A 13009-nucleotide genomic window follows, 5' to 3' on the forward strand; every position below is an offset into this window, starting at 1 on the left:
TTAGAGATGGCGCGACGAGCGGGCAAGGCGGAGGAAAAAGTGGCGCGTAGTCACGCTCAATTGGAGGAAGCTCCGCGCGAAAACCCACTGAAATTGGAGGTCCTTCGACTCCGCCCATGCTTCCCCGCTCCGCTCAGGAATGACGGGTTTTTTTTGGAGCCGCTTCGCGGCCGCCTCCACCCGCACCTCGAGTACCCCGCTTTCGGGGATACCCACGCATTTTCGCAGAGGCTACATTCCCCCCGCATCATCCCCACCGCCATGTCCGTCAAGACCTCCCTTCTCCCCCGCGCCTTCTTTGGTTTCCTCTGCGCCCTCATTTACCTGGTGAGCGGCCCACTCGCGATCGCCGCGCAAAACAACGCGGCGCCCGCGCAAACTGGCAAGAACGCCAGGGCGATCCCGGTGCTCGTGATTGGCGGACAGAACAATCACGACTGGAAGATCGGCAACGAATTTCTGCTCGCGCTGCTCAACGGTCAGCCAGGTTTTATCGCCGAGGAATCCAACACGCCGCCAAAGGGCGCGCCAGCCGCGGACTGGGCGGCGTGGCATCCGCAGTTCGACAAGTATCAGTGCATCGTCCTCGACTACAACGGCGAGGCCTGGCCGCCCGCGGTGCAGACGGCGTTTGAGAAGTATGTCGCTGGCGGCGGTTCGGTCGTGCTCATCCACGCGGCGAACAACAGTTTCACCGGGTGGAAGGAATTCGAAAAGATGGCCGGCCTGCTTTGGCGTCACTCCGACTATGGCGCCAGCCTCTATCTCGATGATCAAGGCAAGCTGGTGCGCGAGGAACCGGGCAAAGGACGTGAGTGCGGGCACGGCAAGCAATGGGACTGGCAGTTGACCGTCCGTGATCACAGCAATCCCATCACGGCCGGGATGCCGGAAAAATGGATGCACGTGAAGGATGAGCTCTACCACGGCCAGCGTGGACCGGCGGAGAACGTGCACATTCTGCTCACTGCCTACGACGACACGAAATACGGCGGCTTCGGCAAGAATGAGCCGATCGTGTGGTGGATACCCTATGGCAAAGGCAAAGTGCTCACCAATGTAATGGGACACATCGGCGACAATACCGCGCCCATGTCCTGCGTGGGATTCCAAACGGTCGTGCTGCGCTCCATCGAGTGGCTGGCCACCGGCCGCTGCACCACGCCGATTCCCGCGGACTTCCCGACGGCCGAGCTGACCAGCCGGCGTTTTCCGGGCGGCGTGCCGCGCCTTCCGCTGGCCGACCTGAGCGCCAAAGAAGCCATGGCCCGCATTAAGGTGCCGCCGGGCTATCATCTGGAACTCGTCGCCGCCGAGCCGACGATCGTACATCCGGTGATGTGCACCTGGGACGGCGACGGCCGCATGTATGTCGCGGAGATGCGCACTTACATGCGCGATGCGGACGGCACCGGAGAGAACGAACCGCTTTCGCGCGTCACGCGACTGACCAGCACGAAAGGCAATGGCGTCCTCGACAAGGCCACGGTCTTTGCCGATCACCTCGTGTTGCCGCGCATGGTGTTGCCCCTGGATGATCGCGTGATCATCGCCGAGACTTACACCGGCAAGTTTGTCAGTTACCGGGATACCAATGGCGACGGCGTCGCCGACCAGAAGGTGGAGCTCTACAACGGCGAGCCGACGAAATCGAATCTCGAGCACCAGGACACCGCGCTCGAATGGGGCATCGATAACTATCTCTACACCGGTACTCTTTCCCGCCGTTTCCGCCTGACGAGCAAAGGTATGGAGCCGAACCAGATCTTTGGACGCACTTCGCAGTGGGGCCTGGCCATGGACGATCAGGGCCGCTTCTTCTGCTCGGCAGCCGGTGGCGAAAATCCGGCCTTCGGTTTTCAGCAATACCCGGTCTACGGCAGTCTCGTCCTTCCCGATGAAACGGAGCCGGGTTTTGCCGAGACTTTCCCGGGCGTCCAGACGCTCGACACGCAAGGCGGTCTGGGCCGAATCCACAATATCAAGGGCACGCTCAACCACTTCACCGGTTGCGGCGGCCAATCCATCTTCCGCGGCGACCGCCTGCCGAAGGATCTCGTCGGCGATTACATCCTGCCAGAGCCCGTGGGGCGGCTGATTCGTCGCGCCAAGGTCAATAACGTCGACGGCACGCGTATTCTTTCGAATGCGACACCCGGCACGGAGTTCATCACCTCCACCGATCTCGCCTTCCGTCCCGTCTGGACGGCGACCGGTCCCGATGGCTGCCTCTACATCGTGGATATGCACCACGGCATCATCCAGGAAAGCGCCTGGGTTCCGGCCGGTGGTTATCTTCGCAATACCGTGGTGCGCGAAGGCTACGACAAATATACCGGCCACGGCCGCATCTATCGGCTCGTGCACGATGGCTTCAAACCCGGCCCACAGCCGCACATGCTCGAGGAAACTCCCGCGCAACTCGTCCAGCATCTCTCGAATCCGAATGGTTGGTGGCGCGACACCGCGCAGAAGCTTCTCGTCCTCAAGGGCGATAAGAGCGTGGTCCCCGCTCTCGTCACCCTCGCTCGCACCGGCGCCGCGCCGCTCGGCCGCATGCACGCGCTCTGGACCCTCGATGGTCTCGGCGCGACCGATCGCCAGTTGATCCTCGACGCTTTTCACGATACCGACGAGCGCGTTCGCTCCGCGGCCATTCGGATCAGCGAAGTCTACTTGAAGAACAACGACCAGGAGGTCATCGCCAAGCTGGAACCGCTGCTCAAGGACCGTTCCCCGGATGTCATCGTGCAAGCGGTCGACTCGCTCCGCTACGTGCCCAAGAAGGGCGCGCAGGCTTTGATCCAGGCAACGGCCGCGTCTCATCCCGGCAACGAGATCATCGTCGCCTCGGCCACGCAGAGTTTGAAATTTGATCCCGCCAATCCGAGCGGCATTTCGGTCAAGATCGACCCGGTCGGCATGGCGCTGATGCGCAAGGGCAGCGAACACTACGCGCAGATCTGCTTCGCCTGCCACGGCATCGACGGCAAGGGCGTGATCTCCTCCGATGGAATGCATCTCGCACCTCCGCTGGCCGGTTCTCCGCGCGTCAACGGCAGCCCGGAAGCGATCGTGCGTATCGTGCTGCACGGCCTTTCCGGGGAGGTGGACGGCAAGACTTATCCGGGCCAGATGGTCCCGCAAAAGGCAAATGACGACCAATGGATCGCCGAGGTCCTGACCTTCGTGCGCAATAGTTTCGGCAATTCCGCCCCGACCATCACGCCGCAGCAAGTCGCGACCATCCGCGCGGCCTCGGGCGATCACGCGCCCTTCAGCCTCACCGAGCTCGCTCCATTCCTGCCGGTGCCGCAAGCCATCATGAGCCAATGGGCGTTCAGCGCCTCGGACAATGACAAGGACACGAAGCGCGCCTGGGACGGCGATCCGAAGACCCGCTGGTCCACGGGCAAAACCCAGCGCGCGGGACAATGGTTCCAGTTCGACATGCGCAGTCCCCAGCTTCTCACTCGCGTGACTCTCGACGCCCTGGCCTCCAAGGACGACTACCCGCGCAAGTACGAGGTGCGCCTGAGCGACGACGGCGAAACCTGGTCCAATCCCGTGGCGTCAGGCACCGGCACGGCCATGACCACGATCGACTTTCCACCCAAGACCGTCACCCGCTTTGTCCGCATCATCCAGACCGGGTCGGACAAAGGATGCTTCTGGTCCTTCCACGAACTGGCCGTCTACGGCACGGTGGAAAATTCCGCGAAATAGGCGCTGCGCACCCCACCCACTCACCGACCAAAGAATTTTAAACGCAGAGGACGCAGAGACGCAGAGAAGAAGTGTTGAGGGGCTGGGAGACTAAAAACCGCGAATGGACGCGAATAAACGCGGATAGGAAAACGCATTCATCGCTCTCCGCTATTCGTGTTTCTGCGCGCTCTGCGCGCTCGGTCCCAAGTTGCACTTGGGACCGCACTTAGGAGCGAAGTTTCACTTCGCATGGCGGGGGTGTCTGCGGGTAGGCAAGATCAACCCCGTCCGAAGGCGCTTCCTCCGCAGGCACTACAACTGTCCCGCAGGTGCGGCCCCAAGGTGCAACTTGGGACCGAGCGCGCAAATCCATTCGTCCCACCCGAAGACACCCCCACCACGCGAAGCGAGAGTTCGCTCCTAAGGGCATTACCAAGTGCAACTTGGTAACGAGCGCGAAAAAAATTTCCGCAAGCTGCGTCCACTTACGTGCTCGGTCCCAAGTTGCACTTGGGACCGCACTTTGGAGCGAACTCAAGCGGAGCGGAGAGGCCAACCGCAGGTTGCCCCGAAGGGGCAGCGACGGCGGTCGCTGGCAATTTTACTTCGCATGGCGGGGGTGTCTGCGGGCAAGCGAACGCACTTGAGTGCAAAGTTGCATTTCGCTCATACTCCCCTCCGATGCGCAGCCGGTACTACGTTCGGGAACCTCACCATGCGCACTTCGTCACCGCAACCATCGTCGCCTGGCTGCCCGTCTTCACCAAGACGGAGCGTTGCGACATCATCGTGCATGCGCTCGAATACTGTCGCCAGCACAAGGGGCTGCAAGTGCACGCCTGGGTCGTTCTCGACAACCACTTCCATGCGATTCTATCGGCGCCGGATCTCTCACGAGTCCTGGCTGACTTCAAGCGGCACACGGCGAAGCGTTTGATCGAGCAACTTCAGTCCGAAAGATGTGACTGGTTGCTCAAGCAGTTCGCCCACCTTCGCCTACGGCATAAAATAGAAAGCGAGCGACAGATCTGGCAGGAGGGGTCGCATCCCGAGGCTTTGATCAGCGACGATATGCTGATGCAGAAGCTGGAGTATCTGCACAACAATCCGGTGCAGCGAGGCTTGGTCGCGGCACCGGAACATTGGCGATACTCTTCGGCGCATGAGTTTTGCGAAGGTGCTGTCCCGCTGCTGAAGTGCGATCCTTGGAGGTGAGGAGAGAGGCGCGGGGCGAAGGTGGATATTGTTTCTCTGTGCACGGAGGGTTCGTTCGACGCGCTTCACACGCTCATTCCTTGAGTTGCACTCGAGAACGTTCTTGCGGGGCAATTGCACGGCCAATGGACGGCGTATCTTCGGCGGGGATCATTTTCCCTCCCGCAGACACCCCCGCCATGCGAAGTGAAATTGCCAGCGACCGCCGTCGCTGCCCCTTCGGGGCAACCTGCGGTTGGCCTCTCCGCTCCGCTTGAGTTCGCTCCTAAGTGCGTTACCAAGTGCAACTTGGTAACGAGCGCAAACCGCGAATGGACGCGAATTGGAAACCGCCTTCATCGTCCTCCCCTATTCGTGTTCATTCGCGTCCATTCGCGGTCAAAAAAATCTTTGCCCGCTGCGGAAACTTTTCGGGTCAGCACTGCACGAATTTCGTCGGCGTAAGCGCCCACACCCACAAGCCTGAGCGGAGCGAGCGCCGAATCCCGAGGCGTCTCTGGAAGAGTTCCCTTGATTGCGTCCGCAAAAACGCGAGGATGCCCGCCGAATTTTCCCCTGCTTTCAGTCCGCGTCCCACCTCCCGTTCTACTCGGCCCCCCAAGAAACGAAGAATCCCCGATGAAGTTCCGAGGCATGTTGTTCCTGATTGCCCTGGCGGGCATCGGACTCTCGGCCAGTCGGGCAGACGATTCGATTCTGCATAGCTTCAGTACCGCCGACGGCGCTCCGGCGGTCTACGGCTCGCTGGTTTTGGGACAGGGCGTCCTCTACGGCATGACGGGCAATGGAGGCGGCGAGTCCGTGGGGACGATCTTTCGGGTGAATGCCGACGGCAGCGGGTATGCCGTGTTGCACAGCTTTACCAACGACGGCATCAGTTCCGACGGCGCCTCCCCGCTCTCGTCGCTCACCCTCGTGGGTTCCGTGCTGTATGGCATGACGCCCGTCGGTGGGATCGTCCCACCAGTGGGGCCGCCCCCCAATGGCGGGACCGTATTTCGGATCAATACCGACGGCACTGGATTCCAAGTCTTGCACGGCTTCACCGGCAGCCAATTGTCCGCGAGCAACGACGGCGGCACGCCCTACGGAGCCGTCACGGTCTCGGGATCGAAGATCTACGGCATGACGCGCTTTGGCGGCACGAGCACGCGCGGCACGATCTTCAGCCTGAACACCGACGGCACCGGCTTTCAGGTTTTGCACAGCTTCACCGAGACGGCGAACGATGGCGCTGTTCCCGAAGGTTCCCTCACCCTCATCGGTTCCAAGCTGTATGGCCTGACCAATGCCGGTGGTGACAACGATGAGGGAACCGTCTTCAGCATCAATACGGACGGCAGCGATTTCGCCGTGCTCCACAGCTTCGGCACCTTTGACAGCGGCGAGGCGGTGGAACCCATCGGTGGCAACGGTCTAACGCTGGTGGGTTCGACGCTCTACGGCGTTTCGTTCAATGGCGGCGCGGCACAGAACGGCGCGATCTTCAGCCTCAATCCTGACGGCAGCAATTTTCAGATGTTGCATAGCTTCGACGGCAGCGACGGCTCCGGGCCGTATGGATCGTTGGCCCTCTCCGGCTCGCAACTCTATGGCACCACCAGTGGATTTGGCGTCACGGTCAGCAGTGGCACCGGCACCGTCTTTGGCATGAGCCTGGATGGATCGGCCTTCACTTTGCTCCAGACTTTTGCCGGCGGGCCGAACGATGGTTTGCTCGGACTCGGCACACCGGCCGTCTCTCCGGACGGCAGCCTGCTCTACGGCCTGACCCAATATGGCGGCACGGCAGAAAATGGAACCATTTTCTCGATGACCGCATCGGGTTCATTGACCAACGCAAACCTCTTCAACCTCGCGCCCAGCGCCGGCGTATTGGATACCGCGTTCAACAGCTCGAACACACGTTACACGGTTTACGTCGTCGAAGGCGTCTCGGCGATCACCATCACTCCCACCCCGGCAGATGCCGGTGCGACGATCACCGTCAATGGATCTCCGGTGGCCGCGGGCGCACCGAGTACGCCGATCAATCTGACCACGGGCGCCAATGTCATCGACACGATCGTGACCGCGCGCGACGGGGTGACGACCAATCTTTACACCCTCACGGTCATTCGACTGACGCCTCTCCAAACTTGGCGCTGGAATCTCCTCGGCACTCCGACCGACGTGGGCAATGCCCGCCAACCGCGCCGACTTCAACGGCAACGGCATTCCGAACCTGGTGAAATACGCCTTCGGGCTGGACCCGACTTCGCCCGCGGCCAATCAAGTCCCACAACCGATCCTCAACGCCGGCAATCTCGGGCTGAACTTCAACCCACCGGCAGGCCTCAGCGACATCGTCTACGGCGCGGAATGGACGCCCTCGCTGAATCCGCCGAACTGGACTCCGCTACCCGATACCGGTTCGGGCTCGATGCACAGTTTCCAAGCCTTCGTCGGCAATCTCCCTTCGGCATTCATGCGCGTGAAGATCACGGTGTCGCTCTCGCCGATCGAGCAGTTGGGCAAGGATATCTTTTTCGACAGCTCGCTTTCCAATCCCACCGGACTTTCCTGCGCGGGATGCCATTCTCCTTCCGCCGGTTTCACCGGACCGAATTCCGCGATCAATTTCTCCGCCGGACCTGTGCCCGGCGCCGTCGCCGGTCGGTCCGGTTTTCGCAAGCCACAAGCGGTCGCCTACTCGACGTTTAGTCCGAGTGGACCGTATTTCGACAATGGCCAGCAACTATGGTCCGGCGGCAATTTTTGGGATGGCCATGCGCCCACCAATGCCGCGCAGGCGGCGTTTCCATTCATCGGTCCCAATGAAATGGCCAATAACCCGGTGGGGCCGCTGCCCCCCGTGCACGGCGGCTATTCGACGGATGTGGCCCACGCCTTGAACCAGGCCTCCTATGCGCCGTTGTTCCAGCAAGTCTTTGGCGCCAACGTTTTTCAAACAGGCAACGAGGCCAACGTTGATGCGCTGGCGGGGCAGGCCATCGCGGCCTACGAAGCTTCTGAGGAGGTCAATCCGTTCACTTCCAAATACGATGCCTCGGCGAACGCCAGACCGCCCGCGAATCTCTATCCATTCACCGCATCGGAGGAAAATGGCCGCCAGCTTTTCTTTGGCAAGGCGCAGTGCTTCGCCTGCCATTCGTCCGCGCCGCTCGATTCCGTGTCGAGTGTGACGGCAGGCCGCGAGGTGTTCACGATGTACTGTTACGCCAACATCGGCACCCCCCGGAATCCGAACAACCCCTTCTACCAGGAAACCGATCCGACGAATAACCCGAACGGATACAATCCGCAGGGTACGGCCTTCATCGATTACGGCCTCGGCTCCAATCCCAATCCCTCACCGGGCGGCGTTCACTTTATGACGAACACGCCGGGCGACATCGCGGATTTTCGTGGCCTCTTCAAGGCGCCCAGCCTGCGCAACGTGGACAAACGCCCCTCGGCGGATTTCGTGAAAAGCTATATGCACAATGGCGTCTTCAAGAGCCTCGAGGAGGTCGTGCATTTTTATAACAAGCGCAACATCGCGGTGAATACGGCCGGCGAGGAAGTGGCCTTCGACCTGCGCGTCGGCCCGCCCGCAGGGTATACCCCGCTTTTCCCGGCACCGGAGGTCCTCGACAATGTCCAGAACGTCGCCGGCCTCACCCCCTCCGAATCCCGTCAGGGTGAAGCGGACGTGGCCACCAATGGACAAATCGGTCATCTCGAACTCACGCCCGATGAGGAAACCGATCTGGTCCATTTTCTCGAGACGTTGACCGATGGGTTCATCGGCTCCGGTCCGGAGCAGTAAACCTCGGTCCCGCTTGGAAAATATACCGAAAGCGGATGGACGGTAATTTGACCACGGATTGTGCGGATTCCACGGATTTCCAATCTCCTTCGGTTCCTAAAAATCCGTGGAATCCGCGTAATCCGTGGTCATTCCTCCGCTCACAGCGAATTTCGGGATATCCTCTTAAAGACTGTGAAACAGTGCCCGCGAATCACGCGAATGACACAGATGGAATATTTCTCATTCGCGTCATCTGCGTGATTCGCGGGCACTGTTTCACTTTCTCTTAAAAATGCGAAACCTCACCGCTATGGGAGCGGTGAGGCTTCGGAAGGTTTGTCTTACGAAACGGACGATGATCTCAACGGACCTTCGCTTACGCGACGCTCACGCGGCGGCGACGGAGGAAGCCGAGGAGGCCAATTCCGCCCGCCAGAGCGGTCAGAGCCGAGGGTTCCGGAACCGAAGCGGCAGAACCGGTGAAGCTGAGCTGACCGTCCGACGTGAGTGTGATGGTGCCGAGGTCGGTCCGCGTGCTCGGGCCGTAGTTATACAATTCCATCGACATATTCCCGGCGGAAGAGACATGGGATTCCGTCGAGGTGGTGAAGAAACCGAAGTCGTTGCTGGTATTGCTACCGTTTTTCAACGCAAACGTATATTCCGACACGGTGGCCGGTGAGATCGGCACCGCCCAGGCCTCTGGGCTGGTGACGGCCACCGACGAGGCAACGCCATCGAAACCGTTCGACAAGTTCTGCAAGCGGCTGCCCGCGCTCGTCAAATTGCTGCCGGGAGCAGCAGCGGTGATCGTGCCAGTGGTGGGTTGCGTCGCAAACAGGTGGGTGTTCGTCCCCGTCGTGCCGATGTGGCCGGAGACGTCCCATACCAGGTTCGACAGGGTGTTCCAAGCGCCGCCGCTCGTGCCGAAAACGGCATCGAGGTCCGACGAAGCAAGGCCGCCGAGATTGGAACCGGCGTAGTAGTTGGCACCGTAGGTCAGGTTCAGGACCGAAGTGGTCGTGAAGTTAGTCTGCTGACCGAGATCGATTTCGATGTCGTTGACGTTCGTGTTATCGGAGAAGCGGAAGCTCAGGATCAAGTCTCCCGTGGTGGCGGCCGCCTTGGCGACCGGGGCTGTCAACGCCACGCCTGCCAGAGCAAGCGCCGCGGTAGCCATCGTAGAGCGAAGTTTCATGGATATATTTAGTAGTTGGTCTGTTGCTCCCTTTCAGGAACCGGTGCGGATTTGCGCCCGCACCGGTCCCGAAGGTGAAGCAGGGTTGATTAGTAGTTGGTGCTGATGATGCCGCCTTCTTCCGAGTTGAAGCGGGTCACGTTGGCAGCGCCCGAGAGGATGCCGGACTGCAGCACCGTGCCGCTGGTGCCGTGCACGGAGATCGAACCGGCGCCGTTGTTGCCGTTGACGTCGGCGTCGGTGGTGAAGAGCTGGTCGGCAATCGCGTCGCAGGTCTGCTGGGCCACGCCCGTGAGCGAGCTCAGGTAATACATGTGCTCATAACCCCACAGCGAGTAGCTGCCGTTCAGCACGTTGGGCGCGCTGAAAGGCACGCCGTTGTAGTTCAGCTGGATGGCATTGCCACCGACCGCGGCGTCGGACGTGCCGAGGTAGCCGATGAAGTAAACGTTCGTGGCCGCAGCCGGAACGTTTCCGCTCGTGTCGGTCAAGGAGCCGCCCGAGGTGTGACCCTGCGTGCTGGCCAGGAGCGAAGGATTCTGCGAGATGAGCGTGTTCTTCACGTCGCCACCGCCGATGTAGCCGGAGTGACCCGCCGTCTGCCAGTTGATGCCGGGCGCCGTATTGAGCGCCGCGTCGGACGGCCACACGTCGAAGCTCGCCACCGTCGAGCCGCTGCCACCGGTCTGGCGGCCATCCGCCTGGCTGGTGTTGTTCGTATTGAAGGCGAGGGCAAACTGCACCACGCCGTTGCCGAAGCCGTTCTGGGCTTCCGCGTGCGCGTTGATCCGGCTGCCGGAGTCTTCGTTACGGCCGATCTGCAGGAGATACTTGTTCTTGTCCGCCGTGCTGCCCGACAGGAACATGACCGGAATTTCGCCGCCGTTGACGAGGGCGAGCGCCTGCTGCTCGGTGATGTTGGTCACCGCCGCCTGCGTGGCCGAGGTTTGGCCAATGACCCACTGGAAGGCCACCAACCCGAGGATGCCCGCGCCGCCCGCCTTGGGAGCAGTCCCCGCCGTGGTGAGGCTGGCATTGGTGATCGCGTCCGCCGCGGCCGCACCACCGATGGTGGCGGTGCTGATCGAAGCAGCGCAGCTGTTTTGGAACGCGTCCGTCAGCACGCAGGTCGGAGCGTGGTTTTCCGTCGCGTAACCAGCCGTCAACGTCGCCGTGGAGGCGCCGAAGGTCGTCTGCCCCTGCGCACCGAAACCAGTCGAAGTGACCACCGCCACGCTATCAGCCGGATAGCGGGCCGTGATCACGTTCTGATTCGAAAGGTCATAGACACCGGCGAGCGAACCCGTCCAGTAGGTCTTGATGATCACCTGCGGATCGGTGGCGGGGTTGCCCTGGTTGAGCTTGCCGATATAGATCGCTTCGTTCTGCTTGTAAGGGTTGCTGTTGTCGCAGCCAAACGTGAAGCCCGAATCGAGCATCTCGCAGATCGCCTGGTGAACGCACGCGCGATAAGTCGTCGCGCCGGAGATGTAAATCTTGGTTTGCGCGGAGGCGGTTCCGGCAAGTGCCATGGCGACGCCAAGGAGCGCAGCCGTCTTGAGCATGAATTTCATTTGTATTTTAGGGTTTGGTTCGGTTGATTTCGGCCTTGGAGCGAGCGTGATTGCCGGACCTTGGCCAACTTCGAAGGGGGTTTTACGGACCCCGGGTCACAATCGAGTGGCCTAGCTGTTACATTTACGTGACATTCCGGACCCGAAGGCGAATTACCGCCATTTCTGCTCGGGAGGAGCCGTCCTGGGAGAGTTGCGCGCCACCACCGGGTCCGTATCTGGAACCACTCCCCTATGTCATCGCCGCGGTAAAATTCGCCAAGAGACTGTGAAAAGAAAAGTGCCCGCGAATCACGCGAATGACACGGATGGAATAGCTTCCATTCGAGTCATCTGCGTGATTCGCGGGCAAAACCATCTCCCGGCCGACCTATTTCAATGTCGGGGGTCGGGATGTTACAAACAGGTAACAAACCCATCCTTCCCACGCTCACCCTCTTTATTTCAGTACGACAGGGGGCGGCACTTTGGCGGCCGGTGCCATGTCCGTCCGAATTTGATTACAGAGTCCCTCCGCCTCGATGACCTTGGAATCATCCGGTTTCAACGCGCTCCGCAATCCCGCCTCCGCGCGATTGGCGAAGGTCATTGCTTCATCAAACCTTTTGGCGCCACCGAGAACGCGTCCCAGCTGAAAACAAGTCATCAGGACACTCAAGTCGTTGGGACCGTTGAGACGTTCGCGGATGGTCAGAATGGCCTTCAACCCCTTTTCCGCGGCGTCAAATTCCCGATTTTCCGCCTGAACCAGCGCGAGGTTCGAACGATTGAGCAACGTCTCGAAATTCTCCTCACCCAGAACCCGGTCGAAAACATCCTGCGCCTGACGGAACTGTTCGATCGCTTCACCGTATTTACCGGTCATGCCCAAGGCGTCACCCAAGCCATGCCGAGTCCGCGCGACCTCGATATTGTCAGTCCCAAGCACACGCACCTCGCTGTCGAGAACCCGCCGATACTCCTCCCCTGCTTCGGTCGGACGGCTCGCGTCATAGAGCAACCGGGCCAATGCCGTCCGGCAACGCAATGTCTCTTTGTGGTCGGGTCCCAGCCGCCGGTTGTAAATGGCCAGCAAATCGCGGAGATCGCTTTCGGCTTTGATGTAATCGCCGGCTTTGCCGCAAGCGAGGGCGAGTTCGACGCGATCGGACAGCGTCTTCGCATCCTGCGCTCCCCGCGCCTGCTGGTCGGCATGCACCATCTCCTCGAACGCTTTCCTGGCTTCTTCAAACTGGCCGTGCGCGATCAATTCACGCGCGTGCTTGAGCGCGGCATCTTCTGTCACCTCCCCAGACGCCGCAGCGACCTGATCTTCCGCGGCGAAGAGCATGGAACCCGCCATCAAGCCGGCAAGGGATACAACGACGCAACGAGATTGAATAGAGCCCATACGAGATGGGCTGGGTAACTCGAAAGACAAAATCGGGCAAGTGACGATTGTGTGACTACGCCCCAAGACGCTCTCCAATCACTCCGCCATTCGCCATGAGCCATCTAAGCATTACCCACATCTTTGCTCGC

Annotated in this window: 6 protein-coding genes and 1 pseudogene; 4 read left to right on the forward strand and 3 right to left on the reverse strand. The window is 60.7% G+C overall.

All coding sequences use genetic code 11. From position 1 onward, the window contains the following. The first annotated feature begins 261 nt into the window (after positions 1–261). The 4 genes and pseudogenes from CFE428DRAFT_RS32220 (at position 262) to CFE428DRAFT_RS32230 (ending at position 8734) form a co-directional block, all read left to right on the forward strand. A complete protein-coding gene (locus CFE428DRAFT_RS32220; protein WP_131989854.1) occupies positions 262–3726 on the forward strand; it encodes a DUF7133 domain-containing protein in 3465 nt (1154 codons plus the stop codon). Positions 3727–4389: 663 nt separating this feature from the next. After that, on the forward strand, positions 4390–4923 hold the full coding sequence (locus CFE428DRAFT_RS32225; protein WP_006983947.1) for an REP-associated tyrosine transposase: 534 nt from the start codon (positions 4390–4392) through the stop codon (positions 4921–4923). 633 nt (positions 4924–5556) lie between these two features. Beyond that, a pseudogene (locus CFE428DRAFT_RS40810) lies at positions 5557–7032 on the forward strand (choice-of-anchor tandem repeat GloVer-containing protein); the annotation flags it as partial. A 358-nt stretch (positions 7033–7390) separates the two neighbouring features. Beyond that, positions 7391–8734 carry a cytochrome-c peroxidase gene (locus CFE428DRAFT_RS32230; protein WP_157447723.1) on the forward strand — a complete coding sequence of 448 codons (1344 nt, stop codon included), beginning with the start codon at positions 7391–7393 and terminating at the stop codon, positions 8732–8734. 358 nt (positions 8735–9092) lie between these two features. Here CFE428DRAFT_RS32230 and CFE428DRAFT_RS32235 read toward each other — a convergent pair whose 3' ends face one another. The 3 genes from CFE428DRAFT_RS32235 to CFE428DRAFT_RS32245 form a co-directional block, all read right to left on the reverse strand. Continuing rightward, the gene (locus CFE428DRAFT_RS32235; RefSeq protein ID WP_131989856.1) at positions 9093–9914 is read right to left on the reverse strand and encodes a PEP-CTERM sorting domain-containing protein; all 822 of its coding nucleotides are present in this window, start codon (positions 9912–9914) and stop codon (positions 9093–9095) included. A gap of 89 nt (positions 9915–10003) precedes the next feature. Beyond that, the gene (locus tag CFE428DRAFT_RS32240; protein ID WP_006983951.1) at positions 10004–11488 is read right to left on the reverse strand and encodes a type 2 periplasmic-binding domain-containing protein; all 1485 of its coding nucleotides are present in this window, start codon (positions 11486–11488) and stop codon (positions 10004–10006) included. A gap of 439 nt (positions 11489–11927) precedes the next feature. Next, entirely contained in the window at positions 11928–12830 is a 903-nt protein-coding gene (locus CFE428DRAFT_RS32245; protein WP_006983953.1) for a tetratricopeptide repeat protein, read from the reverse strand. Between the last annotated feature and the right edge of the window lie 179 nt (positions 12831–13009).

Source organism: Chthoniobacter flavus Ellin428, assembly GCF_000173075.1.
GTDB classification, from domain to species: domain Bacteria; phylum Verrucomicrobiota; class Verrucomicrobiia; order Chthoniobacterales; family Chthoniobacteraceae; genus Chthoniobacter; species Chthoniobacter flavus.